Raw genomic sequence first — 25,460 nt, forward strand, 5'->3', positions numbered from 1 at the left:
TTATTTTACAAACAACAATCATCACGACTCATGGATACAATTCTTGTTAAGATATGGCGCAGCAAGAATGACACAGCGCTCGAGGGCGTATTTCTAACCAGAACGGAGAGGTACCCGTGGATAAGCAAGAACCAAATGATGCCCCGGAGGAACCCGGGTCGGAGGGGATTCCTGCGCCCGAAGGAGCAGCGAACCTGATCGATACCGACTACGTCGTCGGCCAGGATAATTTTACGACCAATAAAATGGGTCTTAACCTTGACCTGCACGGCAAGGTATTCAGCATTTCAGCGATCGTCATATTGCTATTCGTGGTGTTGACCCTGGCGCTGCAAGATACTATTTCGCCGATATACGATGCCATTTTTAACTTTTTAACGGGCAATCTGTCCTGGTTCTTTATCACTGCTGCCAATATATTCGTTATTTTATGTATTGGATTGATTTTCTCCCCGCTGGGTAAAATACGTCTGGGTGGCACCAACGCGAAACCCGACTACACCTATATGGGTTGGTTTTCGATGCTGTTTGCCGCAGGCATGGGCATTGGCTTGATGTTCTTCGCTGTCAATGAACCCATCACCCACTTCGGAACCTCGTTTGAGGGTTCTAGTGGGGCGCCGCTAGGGGGCGCCGTGGGTGACGCTGCGGGTGCTACGTCACTGGCCATGGCTGCCACTATCTATCACTGGGGCCTGCACCCCTGGGCGATTTACGCCATCGTGGCACTTTCACTGGCCCTGTTTTCGTACAACAAGGGGCTACCACTTTCGATGCGCTCGGTGTTCTACCCTATTTTGGGCGAGCGCGTTTGGGGGTGGCCCGGCCATTTAATCGATATTTTGGCCGTGTTTGCTTCGCTGTTTGGCTTGGCAACGTCGCTCGGTCTAGGCGCTAGCCAGGCGGCCGCGGGCCTGACCTATCTGTTTGGCGCGCCGGAAGGCGACATTACGATGATCCTGTTGATTATCGGCATCACGATGCTGGCCATCGCGTCCCTCGCGGCCGGTGTCGACAAAGGCATGCAACTGCTTTCCAAGATCAACATCATCATGGCGGCGCTGCTGCTGTTCTTCGTGATTGCCGTTGGCCCTACCCTGTTCATCATGTCGGGCTTTTTTGAAAACCTGTGGAGCTACGCCACTAACTTCACCGCGCTTTCAACGCCCTTTGGCCGCGAGGATGCCAACTTTAGCCAGGGCTGGACCACCTTCTATTGGGCATGGTGGATCTCCTGGTCCCCGTACGTCGGCATGTTCATCGCGCGTGTATCGCGGGGCCGTACGGTCCGGGAATTCCTGATTTCCGTGTTGATCATACCGTCGCTGGTATCTGTCCTCTGGATGACCACCTTTGGCGGCACAGCGATCGACCAGGTTGTAAGCCAAGGTATTGGCGCCGTGCGCGATGCGGGCGTCGATCTTCAGCTGTTCGTCATGCTGGAACAACTGCCCCTGGCACAAATAACGTCCTTCGTTGCGATTTTGTTGGTCATCATCTTCTTTGTGACCTCGTCCGATTCGGGCTCCCTGGTGGTGGACTCCATCACAGCGGGCGGCAAAGTGGATGCCCCCACCTCCCAGCGCGTTTTCTGGGCCATCATTGAAGGCGCCATTGCCATTGCGCTACTGCTGGGCGGTGGATTGACGGCTCTCCAAACCATGGCGGTGTCGACCGGCTTCCCGTTTGCCATTATTCTTCTGGTGGCGTGCTATGCCATCATCAAGGGCTTGATGAGCGAACCCAAAGCGGTTTAGACAAACGCTTTATCGCGGCAAAATGAAAACGGGCAGCCTTAGGGCTGCCCGTTTTTTTGCGCTCAACAAATGGCGGCGGCTAGCACCAGAAGTTCTTGAGCGGCGTATCCGGCGAGTAACGGTGCGCTACCTGAGCCTGAAAGAGCTCAGCGGTGGCCAGAGCGTCGACCAGCGCATGGTGGCCCTGATAGGTGGGCAAACCGTAACGCTGACGGCTGGCATCGAGGCGAATCGAGACCGGTGGTCTACCCAGCCAGCGGCGAAACCGCGACCACAGCGTTTGACGATGAAGGCGCGCCTCCAGCGACATGGTATCGATCATGGGAAACAGTACGCCCTCTTTGCGGCGCGACTTCACCGCCGCATCCAGAAACGGCCGCTCGATATTGCGAAAGTGCACCACGACCAGCCGACCGGCCAGCTCGTCCAAAAGCTCGCCCAAAATCTCGTCCAGATCCGGGGCGTGGCTGATTTCCGAGTGTGTGATGTGGTGATAGGCCACCGACTCCCCGTTAAGCGGCCTCGAGGGTTTGACCAGCCAATAACGCCGCGACGAGAGCGAGATACGGTCGAGCGTGAAGTGGATCAAGCCGATGCTGACGATGGCGTGGCGGCGCTCATCCAATCCGGTCGTTTCCATATCCAGCGCGACCATGGGTACGTCTGAGATGGGCGTATCGGGGCCTGGCAACGCGGTATCGAAAAAGGCCTTGAGGGCCGGGTCCTGAGCCTGGCTAACGCGCTTGGCCATATACCCGGCCCAGTCGGCGTGATTGATGCGCTGGCGCGGCCTTATTCCTTTCATAATGTAGCCTCTAGCGCTGGGTCGGCATGGGGTAGCGGAACTTCAGGAATTTCTGCGCGTTGCTCAACATCTGAAACGCGTCCTTGAGCGTGTGACGCTCGCTATCGTCGACGTTTTCCGGCTCGATGTTGTTATCCGGTTCACGCTCTTCCTGAAGGTCGATCATTTGATGACGAAGCCGCGATATGCACAAAAATTCGAATGCATAGCTGAGCTTGTCGCTCACCCCGGAGGCAAGTAGCTGCGTATTGTCGATGTCGTTCAAGCGCTGGAAGCTATTTTGGGCCTTGGAGCCACACGCCAGGGCGTGAACGCGTATCAGATCCACCATGGGCGCGGTGCCGCGGCGCTTTAGATTGATCGAGTTGTTGTGCTTGCCATCTTTTTCCATCACGAACGTGCGGAAAAACCCGAGCGGTGGCGTGCGATTGAGGGCATTGCGTGCCATCGCGGCCAAAAACCGCGGGGCCTCTGGCGCTCTTTGGGCAATCAGGTCTTGCAAGGTTTCCACGTAGTGGTCCTCGCCGTAAATGCTGTCCAGATCGAAAAAGATCGAGCTATGTAGCAGTTTCTCCGGCGTGGGGTTGGCGATCCACTCCTCGAAATAATTTTTCCAAACGTGCAAGGGCTGGCGCCACTGCTCGTTGGTGGCCATGATATCGCCCTTGCAGTAGGTATAGCCGCAGGCGTCGAGGCCGTCGCTGACGAAGGTGGCCAGCGCCTTGAAGTAGTCGTCGTGCTGGGCGGGGTCAAAGCGGTCCGAAAGTACCAGCGCGTTATCCTGGTCGGTCACGATGCCCTGCTCGTTACGCGCCATGGAGCCGTTGACCATGAAGCAGTACGGCACCGGCGGCGGCCCCAGCTCTTCTTCGGCCAATTCCAAAAGCCGCCGGGAGAAGCTGCGCCCGATCGTCGAGAGCGCACTTCCCACCATCACCGAGTTGGCGCCCTCCTGCAGCATACGCACGAACGAGGCGCGAACATCCGACGCCAAGCGGGCCAGGCCCTGAACGCTCGACTGGTTGAAGATGTTGCTCACCAGGTAAAGCCCGCTGTGGGTTTCGTAGCGGATGATGTCGGAGAGATGCACCACGCCCACCGGGCGCTGGCGGTAGAGCACCGGCAAATGGTGCACATTGCTTCGCAGCATGATGAGCATGGCTTCATAAATGGAGGCGTCGGACTGGACCGTAATGAGCTTATCCGACACGACCTCGCCTATCGGCGTCTGCGGCGAAAGGCCCTTCGCGACGACCCGGTTACGAAAGTCACTGTCGGTCAAAATACCGCACATCTGCCAGGTCTTGCCTTCGCTATCCTTGAAACTGTAGCGCGGGTTCTCACTGCCTTCATCGATGACCAGTACGGCCGAGGCCTGGGCTTGGCTGACCTGAACCGCCGCCTGCTGCACGCTGATGGTGGACTCCACCATGACCGGATAGCGCGACACCAGTTTGCGAATCCGCGTGACCATCATGTCGTTGGACTTTTGCTGCTGCTGGGCGGCGCTTTCGAGCCTGGGGCGCTCGAGTTCGACGAAGTCGGCGAAGTCCTCGTCCTCTTCACACAGGCGCTGGAAGATATGCTTGGGAATGAAGTACATGAGCGTATCTTCGATCGCCGTGGCGGGAAAGCGCACGCGATGATTTCTCAACAGGCTGAAATGGCCAAAAATATCGCCTTCGCCCAGCCGGTTATAGAGCTCGCCCCGGCGGCGGTACACTTCGACCGCCCCGCTTCGGATATAGCAAAGCTCATCGAGCACTTCGTTGAGCGTTAGCACTTCGCTACCGGTTTTGTAATAACGAACTTCTACGCATTCGGCAATCGCGTCCAGCAGCTCATCCGACAGTCCATCGAAGGGCGGGAACTGTCCCATGTGCTGGCGTATTTCCCACAATTCCACATCCATAGCGACTCCTTGAGTGCAACGCTCACTTCAGTGGAGCAAGTTTGGCGGTATTCAAGCACTCGGTAAAGCAGCGCGCACAAAAAAGCCCGATGCAAGGCATCGGGCTTTCGAGTAATGCAGCGGCAGGCGAGCGTTAAAGCGCTACTGATTGCTATACGCCCGCCACACCAAGCATATTGCCAGTTACGACTCGCTAGCCATTTCTTGCACGCGCTGCATCATTTCCGGATCCTGCTGAATGGATTGGCCGATCGCGTTGAAGGTATCGACATCCAAACCGCTGTCCTCGACGATTTCGAGCATACGGTCGTTGGCTTCAGCGCGTACTTCCTGCTGTGCGGACTCGTCTTCTGCTTCCTGCAGACGCTGTGTGTACTCTTGAGAGATCACGGCGATTTCTTGAGAAGCATCGGCGAACTGCTGTAGCTGCTGATCAGAGAAGTCCTGAGCCGGCGCTTGCTGGGTGGCCATCGGGTCTTGCGCCGGGTCTTGCGCTTGCTGGGCGTTGGCGGTACCTGCCATCAGGCCGGTTGCAAGCAGTGCAGCTGAAAACAAAGCAGTCAAACGTTGCATGATAAGAAACCTCTTTGCGCATTATGTATGTGGTGATTCAGACGCGACATGCTTCCACAGGTTCAACTTTTAGTGAAATTATACGCAACAGATTGTTAATAAATGTAACAAAGCGGCTTGCAGGCCGTGGCGTTTCAACGTCGGCGCTGCTTTCAAGCGCCAATGGCCCGCTTTTGTGGCGAGCGCCTGACATACTCAATCTGACGTTTTAAAAAGATGAGAGGGCAAAGCGTTCCGGCGACGGGCGTGCCGGTGAAGCCTAACGAGAAAGTTTAAAGCCGCTCCAGGTAGCCCACGCCGCCCAGGTTGCGCATTTGCTGGCGGATCCACTGGCTGCGCCGCTCGACCTGGGCGTCCGGGCGCGAAGCGCTGCGGTTACGTGGGTCGGGCAGGATCGCGGCCAGCAAGCTGGCCTGACGTTCGGTCATGGCACTCCCCGAGGCGCCGAAGTAGTGATCCGCCGCGGCCTCCAGGCCAAATACGCCGGTATCCCACTCGGCCACGTTCAGGTACACCTCGAGAATGCGCGTTTTACTCCAAAAGGTTTCGATCAATAGCGTAAACCAGGCCTCGAGCCCTTTACGCAGCCAGCTGCGCCCGCTCCACAGAAAGACATTCTTGGCGGTTTGCTGGCTCAAGGTGCTGGCCCCACGTAGCCGGGATCCGTCCTGGCGCGCTTGCCAGGCGCGTTTGAGCTCGACCAGATCGAAGCCGCGGTGCTGGGGAAAACGCTGATCTTCCGCCGCGATCACGGCGAGCTTGGCGTTGCTCGAAAGATCCTCGAAGCTTCGCCATTGGCGGGTAATGGTGATCGGCTCGCGGTTGATAATGCTCTGCACCTTGCGCTCGGCCATGATCATCGACCCCGGCGGCGGCACCACGCTAAAGAGCAGTACCAGCGCTACGGATAGCAGCACGAAGGCGAGTGCGCCACGCCATACAACGCGCCATAGAAGACGCAAATAGCGGCGCAGCGCACGATTGAGCATTACGACATCCTTAGGGTTTCATGAGGTGCTGCGCATGATAACGCAGATGCTCCTCGATGAACGAGGCGATAAAGAAGTAGCTGTGATCGTACCCTGGCTGGCGGCGCAGCGTTAGTGGATGGTCGTGCTCTTCGCACACGGCCTCTAAACGCTCGGGCTTGAGCTGCTCTTCCAAAAACTGGTCGGCGTCGCCCTGGTCGATGAACAGACGCTGACGCGAGGCGCCGTTGGCGACCAGCTCGCAGGCATCGTACTGGCGCCAGCGGGACTCGTCCTCGCCCAGGTAGGCGCTAAAGGCTTTCTGGCCCCAGGGGCAGTTCATCGGATTCACGACCGGGGAGAACGCGGATACCGAGCTAAACCGCCCAGGATGGCGCAGCGCCAGAATGAGCGCGCCGTGGCCGCCCATGGAGTGCCCGCTGATCGACTCCCGCCCATTCACCGGGAAGTGCTGGCGCACCACGGAAGGGAGCTCTTCGACCACGTAGTCGTACATACGGTAGTGGCTCTTCCAGGGCGGCTGGGTGGCGTTGACGTAGAAGCCGGCCCCGGAGCCCAGGTCAAAACTTTCGTGCTCGCCGGGCAGGTCGGTTTCCCGCGGGCTGGTATCGGGGCATACGATGGCGATGCCAAGCTCGGCGGCCACGCGGTGAGCGCCGGCTTTTTGCATGAAATTTTCGTCGTTGCAGGTAAGCCCGGAAAGCCACCAGACCAGCGGTACGCGCTCGTTTTCAGCCTGGGGTGGCAGGTAAACGGCAAAGACCATGTTGCAGTCCAGCGCCCGCGAGTAGTGGCGGTAGCGCTTGTGCCAGCCGCCGAAGCTGCGGTTGGCGGAGACGAGCTCCAGAGTTTCGCTCATGCTCATGAGTAAGCTCCTAAAGATGAAAACGCGGCGGGATACCCCACCGCGTTTGGTCACGCTTGTGACGATAGCGTTAGCACGCGGCCACCTGACGACACGTTAGAAGTGCAGAACGGTGCGAATGCTTTCGCCCTTGTGAAGCAGGTCGAACGCTTCGTTGATCTTCTCGAACGGCATGTCGTGGGTGATGAAATCGTCGATATTGATCTCACCGTTCATGTAGCTTTCCACGTAGCCCGGAAGCTCACTGCGCCCCTTGACGCCACCGAACGCAGAGCCTTTCCAGACGCGTCCGGTCACCAGCTGGAAAGGCCGCGTGGAGATCTCTTCGCCGGCGCCGGCCACGCCGATGATGATCGACTCGCCCCAGCCCTTGTGGCAGCACTCGAGCGCCGAGCGCATGACGTTGACGTTGCCGATACACTCGAAGGAGTAGTCCACGCCGCCGTCGGTCATGTCCACGATGACCTGCTGGATCGGGTCCGAGTACTTCTTCGGGTTGACGAAGTCGGTGGCGCCGAACTGCTTGGCCAGCTCGAACTTGTCTTCGTTGACGTCGATGGCGATGATACGGCCCGCCTTGGCCATTACCGCGCCCTGAATCGCCGCCAGGCCGATCGCGCCCAAACCGAAGATCGCGACGGTGTCGCCGGGCTGAACCTTGGCGGTATTGAGCACCGCGCCAATACCGGTGGTCACACCGCACCCCAACAGGCAGATCTTGTCCATGGGCGCTTCTTTGGAGACCACGGCCAGCGACACTTCCGGTACGACGGTGTACTCACTGAAGGTAGACGTGCCCATATAGTGATGCAGCATCTGGCCGTCCAGTGAGAAACGCGAGGTTCCGTCGGGCATGACGCCCTTCCCTTGAGTCGCGCGTACGCTGCTGCAAAGGTTGGTCTTGCCGGAAAGACAGAACTTACACTTGCCGCACTCGGCGGTATAAAGCGGAATGACGTGATCGCCGGGTTTCAGGCTGGTCACGCCCTCGCCTACTTCCTGGACGATACCGGCGCCTTCGTGGCCCAGTACCGCAGGGAAGTTACCTTCCGGGTCCTTGCCCGACAGCGTATAGGCATCGGTATGACAAACGCTGGTGGCTTCCATCTTGACCAGCACTTCACCGGCCTTGGGGCCTTCTACATCGATCTCGACTAGCTCGAGCGGCTTACCCGCTTCAAGCGCTACAGCAGCGCGTGATTTCATACCATATCTCCTGGGACAAAGAGCAAAGACCTTACTCGACGTGGGTCAGTGTAGTCAGCTAGGCGCCAAGGATAAATAGGGATATACTCACAACATTATTGCTGGACAGCAACAATGGGCTTCGAGGAGCATCATGCAGCGTTGGGACCGTATCGAAGCGTTTGTCGAAGTCGTACGGCTAGGGACGTTTTCTGCCGCCGCACGTCATCTAAAAGTGTCTACTTCGCATACCAGCCGTCTCGTCAGCCAGCTGGAAAATCAGCTCGGCGTGCAGCTTCTTTATCGCACGACGCGTCAAATCCGCCTCACCGAGGCCGGCTCACTCTACGTCGAGCACTGCCGTCATCTGTTCGATGGTCTGCGCGATGCCGAGCAGGCCATTAGCGAGCTTCAGGCCAAGCCCAAGGGTCTTTTAAAACTGACCTGCGCGACCACCTTCGGCGAGCGCTTCGTGGCGCCGCTGGTCAACGACTTTCAGTGCCAGCACCCGGAGCTCGAAGTGCACATGCACTTCACCAATCGCGAAGTAGAGCTGATCGACGAAGGTTTCGATATCGCGATCCGCATGGGCGTATTGAAGGATTCCTCACTGATCGCCAAGCGTCTTTGCGAGCGCCGCGAATATATCGTCGGCGCGTCCAGCTACTTTCGCCAGGCCCCCGTTCCCCACACGCTGAGCGAACTCAGCCAGCACCCCTGCCTTTTGGGCTCGCGCCCCTACTGGCTTTTCGAGGTCAACGGCCAGCGCCGGGAGGTTCGCCTGGAGGGGCGCTGGAGCGGAAACTCCGGACCTGCGCTACTGGACGCCGCCCTGAAAGGGCTCGGCCTTGCCCAGCTCCCCGACTACTACGTGGCGCCTTACCTTGAAAGTGGCGAGCTAATCGCGGTACTGGAGCCGTTTCAACACCACGATACCGCCGTTTGGGCGGTCTACCCCCGCCACCGCCATCTTTCACCCAAGATTCGCCAGTTGGTCGACTATCTCGCGGTGCATATCGAAAAAAAGCTACCCCCACGCGCGGCGCCAGGTTAAAAAGTGACAACCGGGTGACAAAAGCGCCCATGGAGCGCCTTGACGGCATTATCAGCGTGCGAGCACGACAAAGTGACGATATAATGAACATTCATCAATGAATGTTTATAGCCGACGCTATGTCTTGTAAGGAAGCTCAATGTCACTCCCCCCACCCAACTGGCCCATCAATTTTAAAACGACTCTCATGCGTGCAACGCTTTATGTTTTGTTCATCGGCGCAATCGCTCAGGGCGCCTACCTGGAAGCGCTCTATATGCCCGTGCTTCGCTTTAGCGAAAACGGCTTTACCGAGCTGACCCAAACTGCGGTGCTGGCGACCTGCTGCCTCATGCTGATTTATGTGCGCCAGGTGTTAAAAGTATGGCCCACGGTCACGCTACTGCTGTTCGCCTTTATTGCCTCCTCGCTGGTCCGCGAGCAGGACTATTTTCTGGACGAGTACATCGCCCGCAATACCTGGAAAATCCTGGTCGCGCTGATCGTGATTCCTTCGATTGCTTGGGTGGTGATCAAGCGCCAACAGTTTTTGGACGAGTTCCGTTACTACAGCAACACCTTCGCTTTCGGCCTTTTCGCCGGCGGAGTGCTGACGACTTACGTCTTTTCGCGCCTGTACGGGCGGAGCATTTTCTGGGAAGCAGTGCTTGGCGAAGGCTACGAGCGCACCTTCAAGGACGCCGCGGAAGAGGTCGTCGAGCTTCTTGGCTATAGCCTGATCCTGTTTGCCACCCTCGAGCTTCTGCTGATGGCCCGGCGCGTCTACCTTGCCCGCCAGGCGGCCAACCCCCTCCCCTGATACGCCCTGCCGCCCGCTTTTTAACGCCGCCCTCAAGGCGGCGTTTCATTTTTTATATACCGCTATGCGTAAAGCCATTTGCGAAGGTTTTGGCATGACCGTAGTGTTTTCGTTTAACACTTTTTAAACCTTCCCAATAATCAACCGGATACATTCCTCTCATGGAAAACCCCAACAGCGCCGAAAAGGCATCCAAGCGCAGCGCGTTCACGCGCTTTCTGGATAGCGTCGAGTGGCTGGGCAACCTGCTGCCCCACCCGGTGACGCTATTCGCCATTTTGTGTGTTCTCGTGGTCGTGGCCAGCGGCATTGCCGGCGCTTTAGACGTATCGGTGGCCGACCCGCGCCCCGCCAACGAAGGCGAATGGATTACGGTCAATTCGCTCTTGAACGCCGACGGGCTTCGCCGCCTGATCACCGAAGTGGTCACCAACTTCACCGGGTTCGCACCGCTTGGCACCGTGCTGGTCGCCATGCTCGGCGTAGGCGTGGCGGAGCACTCGGGGCTTTTATCCGCCGCCATGCGCGCGCTGGTGCTCAATCGCTCACCGCGTTTGGTCACCTACGCCGTCGTGTTTGCCGGCATACTGTCCAACATGGCCGCCGAACTCGGCTACGTGGTGCTGATTCCGCTGGCCGCGATGATCTTTCACTCCCTGGGTCGCCACCCCTTGGCGGGCCTGGCCGCGGCGTTTTGCGGGGTGTCCGGCGGCTATAGCGCGAACCTTCTGATCGGCACCGTCGACCCGCTGCTCTCCGGCATTACCCAGGAAGCGGCGCGGCTTCTCGACCCGGCCTATATCGTGGGCGCCGAGGCCAACTGGTTCTTCATGTTCGTGAGCACCTTCTTCGTGACCATCATCGGGGGCCTGGTGACCGAGTACATCGTCGAGCCCAAGCTTGGCAAGTTCGACCAGGCCTATGCCGAAAGCGATATCGACGACCAGCAAATGACAGGGCTGGAGGCGAGTGAAAAGCGCGCGCTCAAGGGGACCGGCCTGGCCCTACTCGCCATTGTCGCCGTGCTCCTCGCGCTGGTGGTACCGGAAAGCGGTGTGCTGCGTAATCAGGAAACCGGCGCGATTGGTGGCTCGCCCTTTTTGAGCGGTATCGTGGTGATCGTGGCGGTATCGTTCACCCTGCTCGGTTTTGTCTACGGGCGTATGGCGGGCACCATGCACACCGACCGCGACGTAGTGAACGCCATGGCCAAGAGCATGAGCAGCCTCGGGCTCTATATCGTACTGGTGTTTTTCGCCGCGCAGTTCGTCGCCCTCTTCAACTGGAGCAACTTCGGTACGGTGACGGCGGTCGCCGGCGCGAGCCTTCTGGACTCGTTAGGCCTGAGCGGTCCGGGGCTTTTCGCGCTGTTCATTTTGATGTGCGCCTTCGTCAACCTGTCACTGGGCAGCGCTTCGGCCCAGTGGGCGGTGACCGCGCCGATCTTCGTGCCCATGCTGATGCTGATGGGCTACGCTCCGGAAGTCATCCAGGCCGCCTACCGGATCGGCGATTCCACCACCAACCTGATCACGCCGATGATGAGCTACTTCGGTCTGATCCTGGCCGTCGCCTCGCGTTATCGTAAGGACATGGGAATCGGCACCCTGGTCGCGCTGATGCTGCCCTATACACTGTTCATGCTGGTGGGTTGGAGTATTTTGTTCTTCATCTGGGTGTTCGTCTTTGGACTACCGGTCGGCCCGGGAGCCGCCACCTACTACACGCTATAAAAAGCCCACTGCACGAAAAAGCCCGCCGTTCAAAGAACGGCGGGCTTTTGCTTTCCACGACTTACCACTTACTATTCACCACTTACTACTAACCACTCACTACTTACCATTCACGCTTCACTACTCATCAAGAAACGAGCGTAGCGGCTCCGAGCGGCTGGGGTGGCGCAGTTTGCGAAGCGCTTTGGCTTCGATCTGGCGGATACGCTCGCGGGTGACATCGAACTGCTTGCCCACTTCCTCGAGGGTGTGGTCGGTGTTCATGTCGATCCCGAAACGCATGCGCAGCACCTTGGCTTCCCGGGCGGTCAAGCCGCCGAGCACGTTGCGCGTGGCTTCGATCAAGCCTTCGCCGGTGGCCAGGTCGATCGGCAGCAGCATGGTACCGTCTTCGATGAAGTCGCCCAGGTGCGAGTCGTCGTCGTCACCGATGGGCGTTTCCATGGAGATCGGCTCCTTGGCGATCTTCAGGACCTTGCGTACCTTGTCTTCCGGCATCTCGAGGCGCTCGCCAAGCTCTTCCGGCGTGGGCTCGCGGCCCATTTCCTGAAGCATCTGACGCGATACGCGGTTGAGCTTGTTGATCGTCTCGATCATATGCACCGGAATACGGATGGTGCGCGCCTGGTCGGCGATCGAACGCGTAATCGCCTGACGAATCCACCAGGTGGCGTAGGTCGAGAACTTGTAACCGCGGCGGTATTCGAACTTGTCGACCGCTTTCATCAAACCGATATTGCCTTCCTGAATGAGATCCAGGAACTGAAGGCCACGGTTGGTGTACTTCTTGGCGATCGAGATCACCAGACGAAGGTTCGCCTCGACCATCTCTTTTTTGGCCCGGCGCGCCTTGGCCTCACCGATCGAGAGCTTGCGGTTGACCTCTTTAAGATCCGACACGATCAGCTGGACCATGTCCTCTTCAAAGGCGATCTTGCGCTGGCAGCGGGCGATATCAGCGCGCAGCGGCTCCAAACGATCGGCGTACTTCGGCTGCTCTTCCTGGAATTTATCCAGCCAGCCCTTGTTCGATTCAAAACCGGGGAAGGACTTGATGAACAGCTTGCGCGGCACCTTGGCCTTTTTCACGCAAAGCTGCATGATGGCCTTTTCCTGGGCACGCACCTGCTCGACGCTGATACGCACCTGACCCACCAGGCGCTCGAAGTGCTTGGGCACGAGCTTGATCGGCGAGAACAATTCGGCCAGACGCGCCTGCTCGGCCTTGAGCTCGGCACTGCCGCGGCCATGCTTTTTGAACGCGGTGCCCACAGCGGCGTTTTGCTCACGGATCTGCTCGAAGCGCGCACGCGCTTCTTCCGGGTCCGGGCCACCTTCGCTGGCGGTGCTATCGTCGTCTTCGTCCTCACCGTCGCCGTCAATCTCGGCGTCATCGCCAGGTTCAGGGTCGACTTCGGGCTCGACCACTTCGGCTTCGGCAACGCCTGGAATACCTTCGTCCGGGTCGATGAAGCCGGAGAAGAGATCCGACAGTCGCCCTGGCGCTTCCTCGTCCTGGGTCGCGTCGTAGGCGTCGAGGATGGAGGTCACCGCGCCCGGCAAATAGGCAAGTGACGACATCACTTCCCGCGTGCCCTCTTCGATCCGTTTGGCGATTTCGATTTCGCCTTCGCGGGTCAGAAGCTCGACCGTACCCATCTCGCGCATGTACATGCGCACCGGGTCGGTCGTGCGACCTACGTCGCTTTCCACGGCGGCAAGGGCCGCAACGGCCTCTTCCGCAGCGGACTCGTCCGTGGAGTGATCCGACATCATCAAAGTGTCTTCATCCGGCGCTTCTTCAACGACATTGATACCCATGTCGTTGATCATGCCAATGATGTCTTCCACTTGATCCGGGTCGGCGATATCCTCGGGTAGATGGTCGTTGACCTCGGCATAGGTCAGGTAGCCCTGTTCCTTGCCGCGCGCGATCAACTCCTTCAGACGCGACTGCTGCTGCGCATTTCCAGCCATAGAAACCCTATCTCGACGAAGAAGAATGAAACACCTGGGGCGCTGAATCGATTAAACTCAACAAGCCGAACATTATAGCGTAATTTGCTGTATTTTTCCCAGCGAAACGTATTTGCGCGGCGAATCAGGTGTGTTAGTTTGTTCGGTTAGGCCATTTTATGGCCCGCAATGCTCCCTATATGGCGCCTGGCGGCGGAAATTCAACCCCGCACACTGCGCTCTTTTCAAACGCCCTACCCTGCTCTTCGCTTCGAGCGCTTCTCGATTTCATTTCCTGTTGTGACGCTACTGCTTGCGTGTCAGTTCGACCACCAGAGTGGCCAAACGTTGCCGCTGGGTTTTATCCAGCTTCTGCCCCGAACGCTCGAGCGCCAGCAGCGCGTGGTACTCCTCTTCCGGCGAGCGCTTGCGCTGATGGGCACTTAGGTGCTCGACCAGCCCTAAAAGCTCGGTTTCGCGCGTGGCCGCCGGAATCAAAAGCTCCCGCCGAGCGAGCTCGGCGAGCACCTGACCCTCTTCGCTGCCTTGAAAATGCGCCAGCACCACCTGGGGGCTTTTATAGCGCCCGGCGCGCAAAAGCGTGACCAGCTCGCGACAAAGCGGCGTATGGCTGTCGTCTTCCGGCAGCCAATCGAGCTCGCCCGGGAGTGCTTCGACCAGCCGCGGCTCGAAAAGCAGCAATTGATTGATACGCTCGACGCTCGAGAGCACCTTGCCAAGCGCCGACCGCGGCTTGGCCGCTTTCCGGGGGGCGGCGGGGGAAGGCGCGGACTGCGCCGGCTCGTCGACATCAGCTTCGGCGGCAGGCGCCGGGGCGCGTTTTTCGAGCATGGCCTGAAGCTGCTCTTTGGCAAGCCCGCTTCGTTTGGCAAGCGCCTCGAACAGCAGCGACTGAAGCATGCCCTCCGGCACTTTACCAATCGCCTGCAGTACCTGGCTTGCGAAGCGTTCGCGCCCCTCGACCGTATTCAAATCGCGCCCCTGGCCGGCCTGCTCGAACAAGAACTCGGACAGCGGCATCGCGCAGGTGACCCGGTCCTGAAAGGCTTTTTCGCCTTCGCGGCGTACCAGCGAATCCGGGTCTTCGCCTTCGGGCAGAAACAAAAAGCGCGCTTCGCGCCCGTCGATCATCTGCGGCAGCGCCGTTTCCAGCGCCCGGCTGGCGGCCTGACGCCCGGCGCGGTCGCCGTCGAAGCAGAACACTACGCGGTTGACCAAGCGAAAAAGGCGATGCAGGTGATCTTCGGTGGTCGCAGTACCTAGGGTTGCCACGGCGTTGTGAATGCCGTACTGCGCCAGCGCCACCACGTCCATGTAGCCTTCGACCATGATCAGCTGTTCGAGCTTATTGACCGCCCGGCGAGCCTCATAAAGTCCGTAAAGCTCGCGGCCTTTATGAAACACCGGCGTTTCCGGCGAGTTCAGGTACTTCGGCTGGCCGTCCCCCATGATGCGCCCGCCAAAGCCCAGCGTGCGCCCGCGCAGGTCGCGAATGGGGAACATCACCCGGTCGCGGAAACGGTCATAGGTGCGCCCGGTATCTTCGCGGTGAATCAAAAGCCCGTATTCGACCTGGACCTCTTCGCTCACGCCCTTGGCGCTGAGGTGCTGCTTGAGCGCCTCCCAGCCATCCGGGGCGAAACCGATACCGTAGGTACTAATCACCTCATCGGACAAATCGCGCTTTTTGAGGTACGCCTTGGCCCCCTGACCTTCCTGCATCTTGAGCCGCTCGCGGTAAAAGCTACCGGCAAGCTCCAGAAGGTTCACGCCCTCTTTGCGCTTTTGCTCGCGCTTGCGCTCTCGGGGGTCGTCACCGCCTTCGCGCGGAACCTCGAGCCCCTGGCGTGCGGCCAGTTGTTCGACGGCTTCGGGGAAAGGGAGCTTGTCGTACTCCATTAAAAAGCGTAGCGCGTTGCCGTTGGCGCCGCAGCCAAAGCAGTGGTAGAACTGCTTGTCGGCGCTCACCGTAAACGAGGGGGTCTTTTCCTGATGGAAGGGGCAAAGGCCCGAGTAATTACGCCCGGCCTTTTTAAGCTGCACGCGCTCACCCACCACCTCGACGACGTCGACGCGGTCCAATAGGTCGTCAATGAATCGCTGGGGGATCTGACCGGCCATGGGTGAACGTTTCCTGCGCGGGGCAAGATAAAATAATGTAACCCAAACGACGTGCTTGGGTTACGCCACTTTCTCTTGTAAGCATCGATTCTTTGGGACGCCCTTAAAAACAAACGGCCACCTTACGGCGGCCGCTTGGCATCCCTCTTGAAATATCCACTAAAACCGACGTGGATATTTCTGGGTACGGATCAATAGAGCCGTTCGAAACGCTTTTGCTCACGCTGAATTTTCTTGGCGTGACGTTTTACGGCCGCGGCCGCTTTGCGCTTGCGCTCAGCAGTCGGCTTCTCGTAATGCTCACGACGGCGTACTTCGGAAAGAACACCGGCTTTTTCGCAAGAACGCTTGAAGCGACGCAGGGCGACGTCAAACGGCTCGTTATCACGTACTTTTACAGAAGGCATTAAGCACTCACCACCTTAAGGAGACTTAGTTCGGATAGTGCGTACACCGCTTTATACAACATCTGTAGATACAGTGTACGACCCTTTTTACAGCGCCGAGTAGTCTAGTCGCCACAAGGCAATTTTGCAACCGGCCGCTTTTGGGCCGCCTTCGCCAAACGCCGTTGGCGGCCAGGGCTCAAAGCTGCTCGCGCAGGTGTGAAAGCGAGGCGCCAATGCGCGAGGCGAGCTGCTCTTCGTCCAGGTCCAGAAGCTCGCCGCCGCGTTTGGCGATGCGCCCGCCCACGGCGACCAGCGACACGTTGGCCGGGGTGGCGGCGAATACGATAAACGCATAGGGCTCGGTGGGCAGCATGCCAAGACTTACGCTTTTAGTATCGAGCATGATCAGATCCGCCTGCTTGCCCGCGGTGAGCGTACCGATCTCATCGCCCATACCGATGGACTCGGCGCCCTTACGGGTGGCAAGGGAAACCAGGCGCTCGCAATCGACGCTATCCTGCTCGCCGCTGGCGGCAATCTCGGTCAGCGCGGCGTGTTTCATCACCGCGAACATATCACCGCAACCTGCCAGGGCGTTACCGTCGATACCCAGCCCCAAACGCTCGACGTCCTTGAAGTGGGAAAGACGGGTGATCCCGTAGCCGACCCGGTGCTCGGTGACCGGCGTCAGCGAAAGGCTCGCCCCGGCCTCGGCCAGAGCTGCAAGGTGCTCCTCGCGCGCGTCGGTGGCGTGCACCACCTGAAGCTTGGGTACCAAAAACTCGCCATCGATCAGGTGCTGGAACATCTCATGGTGGCCTTCGCCGCTTACGTGCACGGCAATCGGCAGGTCAAGTTCGCGCGCGGTGTCGAATTCCCGGCGCTTCATGGTCAGCGCGTCCTGGTTGCCCAGGTTATCCGGCAGCCGCCAGGCCAGCCCCAGGGAAAGGCGCCCCTGCTCGCCGTAACGCTCCCAGTTTTCGTGAAGCTCGCTCAGGCGTTCCAGGTCGATCTGGCTGCCGTTGGTTTTGCTTTCGTTGCCGAAAAGAAGCCGCGCGCGCAGCGGCGAGGCGGACAGCGCCTCAAGTGCCGCCTGGCTATGCTCGGGGCTACGGTTATTGTCGAAAAAGTCGTTACTGGTCGTGATCCCGGCGCTAATGTTCTCCATCGCCCCCAGATATTCGCCGACCCAAATATCCGAGGCGCGATAATGCTCGGCCAGTCGGTTGGTCAGCGGAAAGAACAGGTTGCCCTCGCGCTGGCCGAACATACCGCGCATTTGGGTTTGCCACAGGTGGTTGTGAGCATCGACGAGCCCCGGCATGACGATGAAGCCTTCGCCGTTGATCATTTCGCTATCGCCGGTATCGAGATTTTCACCGACCGCTTCGATCTTGCCATCGACGACCCAGATGTCGGCCTTTTCCAGCGGTGCCTTGTCCGGCTCCATGGTCAGCACGGTGGCGCCTTTGATACACCAGCGCCTTGGGGAGCCTTCGAGCGCGTCTTCATCGCGCTCGTTTGAGGAGTCGCTTGCGTAAGCGGCGGGAATCAAGCTCGCCCCCGCGATGGCGGACACTGTGCCCAAAAGCCTACGCCGGGTAATACTGAACGGGTCCCGCATTACAATCTCCTCGAAGTGGATAAACGGATCTTCACTAAAGCTAGTCGAGCTTTTCCTTGCGTCAACCGGCGGTGAACGACGAAAGCGCATAACGGCTCGCCGGGCAAGCGTGATAAAATCGCCGCTATCAAGTGATTTACAGAGACCCCCTATGCGTGTGCTTGGCATTGAGACCTCCTGCGACGAAACCGGCGTAGCAATATTTGATACACAAAAGCCCGAGGGCGAAGGGCTTTTAGCCGATGCGCTCTACAGCCAGGTGGCCATGCACGCCGAGTACGGCGGCGTCGTGCCTGAGCTCGCATCAAGAGATCATACCCGTAAGCTTTTACCGCTGATCGACCAGGTCTTGCACCAGGCCGGTCTTGGCAAAAAGGACCTGGACGGTATCGCCTACACTGCCGGGCCGGGGCTTGTCGGCGCGCTGATGGTGGGGGCCAGCACCGCCCACGGCATGGCCCGGGCGCTGGATATTCCGGTGCTGGGCGTGCACCACATGGAGGGCCACCTGCTCGCGCCGATGCTCGAGGAGTACGCCCCGGCGTTTCCCTTCGCCGCGCTTTTGGTCTCCGGCGGGCATACCCAGCTGGTCGAAGTGGCCGGGCTCGGCCGCTACCGGCTACTGGGCGAGTCCGTGGACGACGCCGCGGGTGAAGCCTTCGACAAGGCCGCCAAGATGCTGGGCCTTGCCTACCCCGGCGGCCCGCTGGTCGCCCAACTCGCCGAACGCGGCGACCCCAAGCGTTTTCGCTTTCCGCGGCCGATGACCGACCGCCCCGGGCTCGACTTCAGCTTTTCCGGGCTCAAGACCCACACCCTGACGACGCTGAAAAAACTCGATGCCGAGGGGGCGCTCGACGAGCAGGCCCGCGCCGACGTTGCCCGGGCGTTCGAGGAGGCGGTCGTCGATACCATGGTGATCAAGTGCCGTCGGGCGCTGGACGAAACCGGCCTCAAGCGGCTAGTGATGGCCGGCGGGGTCAGCGCCAACGCGCGCCTGCGCGAGCGCCTGGCCGTCGAGACCCGAAAGCGCGGCGCCGACACCTTCTACCCCCGTGCGCGGTTTTGCACCGACAACGGCGCGATGATCGCTTTTGTGGGCGCGATGCGCCTGAACGCCGGCGAGCATGACAAGGTCGGCATCATGCAGGCCACGCCGCGCTGGCCACTGGCGTCGCTCACCCCGCCCGCGCGTTAGCGGCGCCCGCCAAGGTCGGGCTCCTCGCCTCGGCGCAAGCGGCGAATATTGAACGCGTGGCGTAAGAACACCACCAGCGTAAAAGTGCCCACCACATACACGTAGGCCGGGGAAAACCAGAGCGCCAGCAGCAAAGCGAGCAGCGCGCTTACAAGCGAGGCCACCGCCGCGGTGCGCAGCCGCCAGGCCAGCAGCGCCCAGCATGCCGCACTTGCTAGCGCCACCCACGGCACCAGCACCAGCAGCGCCCCAAAGGCGCAGGCCACCGCCTTGCCGCCGCGAAAGCCATGCCACAGTGGGTAGCTGTGGCCAAGCAGCACCGCAAGCCCCACCCCGCCTTGAACCCATACCGGCAGCCCCTGACCTTTGGCCAGGGCAAGCACGGGCATCGCTTTGGCGGCATCGAGGACAAGCGTCGCGCCCGCCAGGCGCGGCCCGTAAAGGCGCAGCACGTTGGAAACACCGGGATTGCAGGAGCCGCACTTGCGCGGATCCGCCACCCGGGCCAGGCGGCACACGAAAAGCGCGGCGAGCCAGCTACCGCAAAGGTAACCCAACACCACGCAGAGAAGCGCTACCACCCGGCAACAACCCTCTGTTTTGTATCGTTGACCGGCTTGCTCACGTACACTATTTCCTGACTGTGATGGGGATAAGACGCATGGACCGTATTTTAATTGAAGGCCTGGTGATTGAAACCGTTATCGGCGTTTACGATTGGGAGCGCACCATCACCCAGTCGCTGCGCCTGGATCTAACGCTTGCAACGGATATACGCCCGGCCGCGGCGACCGACGATTTACGCCTGACCCTGGACTACGCCGCGATCTGCCAGCGTATTCAGCAGTTCGCCGACGCGCATCAGTTCGCGCTGATCGAAACCTTCGCCGAACGGCTTTGCGAATACCTGCGCCACGAGTTTCCGATCAGCTGGCTACGCTTGGCCGTGCGCAAGCCCGGTGCAGTGCCCCAGGCACAAAGCGTCGGCCTTGAAATCGTGCGCGGCGAGATCCCCGAGGTCATCGAGGCATCCACGCCGTGAACCTGGTGTGTTTAAGCCTTGGCAGCAACGCCGAGCCATTACGTCATTTGGGCGCCTGTTTCGAGGTACTCGAGCAAACCTTTGGCGAGGTCAGCATCTCGCGGGTCTTCGAAAGCGAGCCGGTCGGCTGCGAAGGCGAAGCCAACTTTTATAACGCGGTGGTGGCGTTTAAAAGCGATTGGAGTATCCAGGCGCTGAGCGCCTGGACGAAGGCCCAGGAAGCGGCCCTGAACCCGCGCGTCGCCACCCAGCGCCACCAGCCCAAGGCGCTGGATATCGACCTTTTGAGCGTGGGCGACATTTGCGCGCAAGTGGGGGATATCACGCTTCCCCGGGACGACATCACCCGCTACGCTTTCGTGCTCCAGCCGCTTTCGGAGCTTCTGCCCGACCAGCGCCACCCCCGCTGTCAGACCCCTTACAAAACGCTTTTCGAGCGCACTGATTTCCAAAACCAGCGCCTCTGGCCGGTGGCCTTCGAGTGGCGCGGCGTGACGATCTCGCCCTGAGCTTTTTAACCTGACAGCGCCTCAGAAACCGCCCACTGGCGCCGCTCGCGCAGCGCCTGGCCAAGTTCCCCACCGTGAAAGCCCTCGGCTATCAGCGCCTGGGGGTTGATCTCGCGTGCGTGCCCAAATGCCTGGGCCAGCGGTTCCCGTAAATCCGGCGCCAGCGTCGCCACCAACTCAAGCTGTGCTTCGACCTGAGCGGGTTTACGAAAGGCGTCCAGCCGCTCCAGCCAGTTAAACACGCCCTCGCCGCTCAGGGCGGCCTTCAACAGCGCACGTGTGAGCGCCACTTGGCGGCAAAGCGTGGCCACGGCGTTGGGCAGGCGCAGCCGCTCGACCAGCGCCTCCCGTTTGGCATCACTGAGGGCACTTGCCAGTAACGCCATCCGCCAGTGGGCCAGCGCCTGACCCTGCTCGGGCGGGGCCAGGCGCATCAGCGCAAGCGCCTCGACAAGCGCCGCCGCAAGCCCTGGCCACCAGCTCTCAAGCGCCCCGCAATCGTTCAGGGTGGTGAAATACGCCGCCGGGCTCGGTTCGCTCAGCGCCTTTTCGGTTTCCACCCATACCCGCTCGGCGGCCAGGTGTTCGAGCTCGCCGGCGTCGCTCATCCGGCGCATCAGCGCACGCGTTTCATCGGCGATGACAAAACCAAGCCCTGCGTAGCGGGCCAGAAAACGGGCGGTGCGCAGCACGCGCAGCGGGTCTTCGCCAAACGCGGGCGAAACATGGCGCAGCACGCGCTTTTCGAGATCGCCCTGGCCATCGAACGGGTCGCAAAGTGTGGCGTCCGGGCGCTGGGCGATGGCGTTGATGGTCAAATCCCGGCGCAGCAAATCCTCTTCGAGCGTTACCTTGGGGCTTGCGTGCACCTCGAAACCGCTATAGCCGTGGCCGGCCTTGCGTTCGGTACGCGCCAGGGCGTACTCCTCGGCCGTTTCCGGGTGCAAAAACACGGGAAAATCGCGGCCCACGGGCTTGAAGCCGCGCTCACGCATCGCATCGACCGTGGCGCCCACCACGACCCAGTCGTTGTCATAAACCGGCCACCCCAGCAGCGCATCGCGCACGGCGCCGCCCACCCGGTAAACCTCCAGCCCCTCCAGGCGACGATCGTGTTCGGCCACCTCAAGCGCCCTTATTTTGACTGGCCACCGCGGTGCGCTCGCCGGTATCGAGGTTCATCGCGGTCAACGCGCCGCCCCACACGCAGCCGGTATCCAGGGCGTGGACGTCGATTTTAGCCTTGGGGGTCTGGCCCTCGAGCGCAGCCCAGTGGCCGAATATGAGTCGAATATCGTCCTCCCGCGGGAACTGAAACCAAGGGTAGAAACCGGCTGGCGCGCTATCCAGGCCCTCCTTGGCGGCGAAATCGAGGGTGCCATCGGCGCTGATAAAACGCATACGGCAAAACACGTTGACCAGGGCGCGCAGCCGGTCCATACCGTCCAGCGCCTCGGTGAAGCGCGCCGGCTCATTGCCATAAAGCGTCTCGAGAAAGCGCCCGGAAGCCTCGCTTGCAAGCGCGGCCTGGACCTCGGCGCTGTAGCCAAGCGCGGCCTCGGCGCTCCAGCTCGGAAGTATCCCGGCGTGGGCCATCAGCGTGGTCTCTTCTACGACCGCCAGCGGCTGGGCCTGAAGCCAGTCGAGCAGCGCCTCGCGTTGGGGGGCGCCCAGAATATCGTCCAGGGTGTCGCCGCGCTTGAGCCGCCCGCCGCCCCGGGCGGCCACCAGCAGGTGAAAATCATGATTGCCCAGTACGCAGCGCGCGGCACTTCCCAGCGCCTTGGCCTCTTGCAGGCAGGCAAGCGAGCCGGGACCACGGTTGATCAGATCCCCCACCAGCCACAGCGTATCGCGGGTCGGGTCGAAGCTGAGCTTATCGAGCAGAGCGACGAACTCCGCGTGGCAGCCGTGCAGATCCCCGATGGCGTATGTACTCATAAAAAAAGCCTTATGGTTGGCTAATAAAGATTAAAACGTTAAAGAAAATGCCCCGCTCCCGGCATCCGATCGGCTAATCTGGGGGGGATGACCATCACAACGAAAACGGGCCCTATGCGAGCTATCTCTTTAACGAAGACCGGTCAGCCGTCAACGGCGAAAGACCCTGCGCGCCGGGCGCTTTTAAAAGCCGCCTCGTTGGGCGCCGGGAGCGCGCTGTTGGCCGGCGCGCCCTGGGCCAGCACCTTTGCCGCCCAAACCAAGGCACCGGTGATCAAAAACGGCTGGCTACTCGCCCCCGCCGATCTGGACACTAACCATTAATGTATCAGCCATTTGAAGCGCTAAGCGAGCGCCAGCCTTATGATGTCTGCGTGATCGGCGCCGGGGCGGCGGGCATTACCCTTGCCATGACCCTGGCCCAGCAGGGCCACCAGGTGCTTCTATGCGAAGGCGGCGAAGCCTCGCGAAGCGAGCGCTCCCAGGCACTTTACCGGGGTACCAGCGTAGGCGACACCTACCTGGATCTGGCCAGCATCAGGCTTCGCTATATGGGCGGCTCGACCAACCACTGGGGCGGCGTGTGCCGGACGCTTGACGCCCACGATTTCACCGCCAAGACCGCCGCGCCACAAACCGGCTGGCCGATCGACAAACAAGCGCTCGCCCCTTATTTCGAAGCCGCCGCGGCGCTTTTGGACCTGGAAACCATCCCACCGGATGCGCCCATCGACGGCGCAGGGCTCGAGCGCGTTTATTTCTCGTTGGGTCATGCAGTGCGCATGAAGGACAAGTTCGCCGCCACCCTGAACGGGCTCGAGACCCTCACCTACTGCCTGACCGCCAACCTGGTCGGGCTCGAGACCGACGGTGACCGCGTGCACGCGGCTACGTTTAGCGACTTCGACGGCGTACGCAAAACCATACGCGCGCGCACCTTCGTGCTGGCCTGCGGCGGCATCGAAAACTCGCGCCTGCTGCTTTGGTGCAATCAGCAAAGCGGCGGGCGGCTGGTGCCGGATGACACAACGCTTGGCCGCTACTGGATGGAGCACCCCCACGCGACCATCGGCCAAGCGCTGTTGTTCGAGCCCGCCCGCTTCGGGCTCGACACCGATTACAACGTTTATCTCTCGCCCACCGCCGCCGCCATGGCCGAGCGTGGCATTCTCAACTGCGGGCTGCGTCTGCACCGCATGGCCCCGGAAGCCACCGAGGCGCTCATCGCGGAGCTTGCCGAGCAGGCGCCCGGGCTTGGCGCCGAACTTGCGGGAAGAGCCGGTGGCCCGGTCATGCACGGGGTGTACCTGCGCGCGGCCTGGGAGCAGGAGCCGCGATTCGACAACGCCGTGGAGCTTTCTAACGAGCGCGATGCGCTGGGCGTGCCGTTGAGTCGGCTGGTGTGGCAGCAGTCGGCACTCGACCGGCATACGATTCGCGAAAGCCTGATGCTTTTGGGCGAGTACCTGCTTAAGCAGAATATTGGCCGCGTGCAGTTCGCCGACTGGCTGGCCACGGAGCCGGTAGCGCTGCCCGAAGAGGGAGAAATTGCCGGGCGCCATCACATGGGCGGTACGCGCATGAGTGATAGCGCCGACCAGGGCGTGGTCGATCGCGACTGCCGACTCTTCGCCCAGCAAAACATGTACGTGGCCGGCTCCAGCGTGTTCGCAAGTGCCGGCCACGCCAATCCTACGCTCACCATCGTGCAGCTCGCCCTGCGCCTTGGCGTTCACCTCGACGAAAAGCTGCGTGGGGAGATACCTGGCTAGTGGAGCTGACTGGGCGCGGCCAGGCGAAACGGCGCGATGGGCACGTCGAAGGCGCGCTGGGTATAGGTATTGAGCAGCGTGTAGGCGCCTTCCATGACCCCGACCGGGGTTTGCAGAATCGCCCGACTGGTGTAGCGAAAGCGCTGGCCGGGGCCGATGAGCGGCTGCTGGCCGACCACGCCCTTGCCGCGTACTTCCTGGGCATCGCCACTGCCCTGGGTGATTTTCCAGTAGCGCGCCATCAGTTGCACACTGTGCGGGCTCTGGTTATGCACCGTTACGGTATAGCTGAACACGTAGCGCGACTCGCTTTCGCTAGACTCCTCCGGGCAGTACGCCGGGACCACGCTCACCTCGATCGCTAACTGGCTCACGAATCACCCCGCTCGGCGTCCGGCGAAAGCTCGGCCACGTGGTTGGCGATCGTGACGTACTCTTCTACGGTCAGCGTTTGGGGGCGCCGGCCCGGGTCGATCTCGAGGCTTTCCAGGGTCTCGGCGCTAACCCGCCCCTTGAGGTTGTTGCGCAGCGTTTTGCGCCGCTGGCCGAAGGCGAGCTTGACCAGCTCGAACAAAAGCGCCGGATCCTTCGCCGTGTGGGGCAGCTCCTCATGGGGGGTCAGTCGCACGATGGCGGAATCCACCTTGGGCCGCGGCACGAACGCCTCCGGCGCCACGACGAAGAGCTGCTCGACCTGGCAGTAATACTGCGCCATGACCGACAGCCGCCCCCAGTCGGTGCCGCCGGGTTCGGCGGCCAGCCGCTCGACGACTTCCTTTTGCAACATGAAATGCATATCCGCCACCGCGGACCCCATGCCCAGCAGGTGTACGATCAACGGCGTCGAGATGTTGTAAGGCAGGTTGCCCACCACGCGCAGCGCCGGGCCGTCGCCCTTGAGCGCGTGAAAGTCGAACTTCAGCGCGTCGCCTTCGTGGATGACAAAGCCCGGGTAGTTGAAAAACTGCACGCGCAGCCCCGGGATCAGGTCACGATCGAGCTCGACCACTTCAAGGGCGCCGTTGGCGTCCAGAAGCGGCCCGGTCAGCGCGCCCTGGCCCGGGCCGATCTCGATCAGCCGGTCGCCCTTCGCCGGCCCAATAGCGCGAACGATGCGCGAAATGGTGCCAGGGTCACGAAGAAAGTTCTGGCCGAAGCGTTTTCTAGCTCGGTGTTGAAGGGGCGCTTGAGACATCTAACGAAAGTCCTTGAGTA

General features: G+C 60.7%; 24 protein-coding genes. 9 read left to right on the forward strand and 15 right to left on the reverse strand.

Annotation, left to right across the window (positions count from 1 at the left end):
* Positions 1-116: 116 nt before the first annotated feature.
* Positions 117-1,757: a BCCT family transporter gene (locus ACWHRL_RS12930; protein ID WP_447893981.1), complete on the forward strand. Its 1,641-nt coding sequence runs from the start codon at positions 117-119 to the stop codon at positions 1,755-1,757.
* Positions 1,758-1,836: 79 nt separating this feature from the next.
* Here ACWHRL_RS12930 and ACWHRL_RS12935 read toward each other — a convergent pair whose 3' ends face one another.
* The 6 genes from ACWHRL_RS12935 to ACWHRL_RS12960 all read right to left on the reverse strand — a co-directional run bounded on the left by ACWHRL_RS12935 (position 1,837) and on the right by ACWHRL_RS12960 (position 8,107).
* The gene (locus ACWHRL_RS12935; RefSeq protein ID WP_447893982.1) at positions 1,837-2,562 is read right to left on the reverse strand and encodes a 3'-5' exonuclease; all 726 of its coding nucleotides are present in this window, start codon (positions 2,560-2,562) and stop codon (positions 1,837-1,839) included.
* A 10-nt stretch (positions 2,563-2,572) separates the two neighbouring features.
* Positions 2,573-4,474 carry a DUF294 nucleotidyltransferase-like domain-containing protein gene (locus ACWHRL_RS12940; RefSeq protein ID WP_447529540.1) on the reverse strand — a complete coding sequence of 634 codons (1,902 nt, stop codon included), beginning with the start codon at positions 4,472-4,474 and terminating at the stop codon, positions 2,573-2,575.
* 183 nt (positions 4,475-4,657) lie between these two features.
* Positions 4,658-5,047: a DUF4168 domain-containing protein gene (locus ACWHRL_RS12945; protein WP_447529541.1), complete on the reverse strand. Its 390-nt coding sequence runs from the start codon at positions 5,045-5,047 to the stop codon at positions 4,658-4,660.
* A 272-nt stretch (positions 5,048-5,319) separates the two neighbouring features.
* Positions 5,320-6,036, reverse strand: coding sequence for a monofunctional biosynthetic peptidoglycan transglycosylase (gene mtgA / locus ACWHRL_RS12950; protein ID WP_447893983.1), 717 nt, complete (start codon positions 6,034-6,036; stop codon positions 5,320-5,322).
* A 10-nt stretch (positions 6,037-6,046) separates the two neighbouring features.
* Entirely contained in the window at positions 6,047-6,901 is an 855-nt protein-coding gene (gene fghA / locus ACWHRL_RS12955; protein ID WP_447529543.1) for an S-formylglutathione hydrolase, read from the reverse strand.
* A 96-nt stretch (positions 6,902-6,997) separates the two neighbouring features.
* A complete protein-coding gene (locus ACWHRL_RS12960) occupies positions 6,998-8,107 on the reverse strand; it encodes an S-(hydroxymethyl)glutathione dehydrogenase/class III alcohol dehydrogenase (RefSeq protein WP_447529544.1) in 1,110 nt (369 codons plus the stop codon).
* Positions 8,108-8,240: 133 nt separating this feature from the next.
* Between ACWHRL_RS12960 and ACWHRL_RS12965 the strand changes: the two genes are divergently transcribed.
* From ACWHRL_RS12965 to ACWHRL_RS12975, 3 genes are all read left to right on the forward strand, one after another.
* Positions 8,241-9,140, forward strand: coding sequence for a LysR family transcriptional regulator (locus ACWHRL_RS12965; RefSeq protein ID WP_447529545.1), 900 nt, complete (start codon positions 8,241-8,243; stop codon positions 9,138-9,140).
* Positions 9,141-9,279: 139 nt separating this feature from the next.
* The gene (locus tag ACWHRL_RS12970; RefSeq protein ID WP_447893984.1) at positions 9,280-9,939 is read left to right on the forward strand and encodes a hypothetical protein; all 660 of its coding nucleotides are present in this window, start codon (positions 9,280-9,282) and stop codon (positions 9,937-9,939) included.
* 161 nt (positions 9,940-10,100) lie between these two features.
* Positions 10,101-11,672: an AbgT family transporter gene (locus ACWHRL_RS12975; protein ID WP_447893985.1), complete on the forward strand. Its 1,572-nt coding sequence runs from the start codon at positions 10,101-10,103 to the stop codon at positions 11,670-11,672.
* A gap of 120 nt (positions 11,673-11,792) precedes the next feature.
* Here the strand turns inward: ACWHRL_RS12975 and rpoD are convergent, their stop codons facing one another.
* From rpoD to ACWHRL_RS12995, 4 genes are all read right to left on the reverse strand, one after another.
* Complete coding sequence (gene rpoD / locus ACWHRL_RS12980; RefSeq protein WP_447893986.1) at positions 11,793-13,649, reverse strand: RNA polymerase sigma factor RpoD; 1,857 nt, start codon at positions 13,647-13,649, stop codon at positions 11,793-11,795.
* A 285-nt stretch (positions 13,650-13,934) separates the two neighbouring features.
* Entirely contained in the window at positions 13,935-15,770 is a 1,836-nt protein-coding gene (gene dnaG, locus ACWHRL_RS12985) for a DNA primase (protein ID WP_447893987.1), read from the reverse strand.
* Between the two features lie 191 nt (positions 15,771-15,961).
* Positions 15,962-16,177 (reverse strand): 30S ribosomal protein S21, encoded by a 216-nt coding sequence (gene rpsU / locus ACWHRL_RS12990; protein ID WP_007113641.1) that lies wholly within the window; start codon positions 16,175-16,177, stop codon positions 15,962-15,964.
* Between the two features lie 178 nt (positions 16,178-16,355).
* On the reverse strand, positions 16,356-17,783 hold the full coding sequence (locus tag ACWHRL_RS12995) for an amidohydrolase family protein (protein WP_447893988.1): 1,428 nt from the start codon (positions 17,781-17,783) through the stop codon (positions 16,356-16,358).
* 151 nt (positions 17,784-17,934) lie between these two features.
* Here ACWHRL_RS12995 and tsaD point away from each other — a divergent pair, with 151 nt between their 5' ends.
* A complete protein-coding gene (gene tsaD / locus ACWHRL_RS13000; protein ID WP_447893989.1) occupies positions 17,935-18,981 on the forward strand; it encodes a tRNA (adenosine(37)-N6)-threonylcarbamoyltransferase complex transferase subunit TsaD in 1,047 nt (348 codons plus the stop codon).
* Here the strand turns inward: tsaD and plsY are convergent.
* Positions 18,978-19,562 (reverse strand): glycerol-3-phosphate 1-O-acyltransferase PlsY, encoded by a 585-nt coding sequence (gene plsY, locus ACWHRL_RS13005; protein WP_447893990.1) that lies wholly within the window; start codon positions 19,560-19,562, stop codon positions 18,978-18,980. The two genes, tsaD and plsY, sit on opposite strands and share 4 nt — an antisense overlap.
* A gap of 80 nt (positions 19,563-19,642) precedes the next feature.
* On the opposite strand from plsY, the gene folB reads away from it, so the two are divergent.
* Both folB and folK read left to right on the forward strand, forming a co-directional pair.
* Positions 19,643-20,023: a dihydroneopterin aldolase gene (gene folB / locus ACWHRL_RS13010; protein ID WP_447529553.1), complete on the forward strand. Its 381-nt coding sequence runs from the start codon at positions 19,643-19,645 to the stop codon at positions 20,021-20,023.
* Positions 20,020-20,532: a 2-amino-4-hydroxy-6-hydroxymethyldihydropteridine diphosphokinase gene (gene folK, locus ACWHRL_RS13015; protein WP_447893991.1), complete on the forward strand. Its 513-nt coding sequence runs from the start codon at positions 20,020-20,022 to the stop codon at positions 20,530-20,532. Before folB ends, folK begins: the two co-directional genes overlap by 4 nt.
* A gap of 5 nt (positions 20,533-20,537) precedes the next feature.
* Here the strand turns inward: folK and ACWHRL_RS13020 are convergent, their stop codons facing one another.
* The gene (locus ACWHRL_RS13020; RefSeq protein ID WP_447893992.1) at positions 20,538-21,656 is read right to left on the reverse strand and encodes a polynucleotide adenylyltransferase; all 1,119 of its coding nucleotides are present in this window, start codon (positions 21,654-21,656) and stop codon (positions 20,538-20,540) included.
* Between the two features lies 1 nt (position 21,657).
* Positions 21,658-22,473: a symmetrical bis(5'-nucleosyl)-tetraphosphatase gene (locus tag ACWHRL_RS13025; RefSeq protein ID WP_447893993.1), complete on the reverse strand. Its 816-nt coding sequence runs from the start codon at positions 22,471-22,473 to the stop codon at positions 21,658-21,660.
* A gap of 114 nt (positions 22,474-22,587) precedes the next feature.
* Here ACWHRL_RS13025 and ACWHRL_RS13030 point away from each other — a divergent pair, with 114 nt between their 5' ends.
* The gene (locus ACWHRL_RS13030; RefSeq protein WP_447893994.1) at positions 22,588-22,797 is read left to right on the forward strand and encodes a hypothetical protein; all 210 of its coding nucleotides are present in this window, start codon (positions 22,588-22,590) and stop codon (positions 22,795-22,797) included.
* The gene (locus ACWHRL_RS13035; protein WP_447893995.1) at positions 22,797-24,245 is read left to right on the forward strand and encodes an FAD-dependent oxidoreductase; all 1,449 of its coding nucleotides are present in this window, start codon (positions 22,797-22,799) and stop codon (positions 24,243-24,245) included. The genes ACWHRL_RS13030 and ACWHRL_RS13035 overlap by 1 nt, the downstream gene beginning before the upstream one ends.
* On the opposite strand, the gene apaG is transcribed toward ACWHRL_RS13035, so the two are convergent.
* Both apaG and rsmA read right to left on the reverse strand, forming a co-directional pair.
* Entirely contained in the window at positions 24,242-24,619 is a 378-nt protein-coding gene (apaG, locus tag ACWHRL_RS13040) for a Co2+/Mg2+ efflux protein ApaG (protein ID WP_447893996.1), read from the reverse strand. The two genes, ACWHRL_RS13035 and apaG, sit on opposite strands and share 4 nt — an antisense overlap.
* Positions 24,616-25,440: a 16S rRNA (adenine(1518)-N(6)/adenine(1519)-N(6))-dimethyltransferase RsmA gene (rsmA, locus tag ACWHRL_RS13045; RefSeq protein ID WP_447893997.1), complete on the reverse strand. Its 825-nt coding sequence runs from the start codon at positions 25,438-25,440 to the stop codon at positions 24,616-24,618. Before rsmA ends, apaG begins: the two co-directional genes overlap by 4 nt.
* Between the last annotated feature and the right edge of the window lie 20 nt (positions 25,441-25,460).

This window comes from Vreelandella sp. GE22, assembly GCF_968212445.1.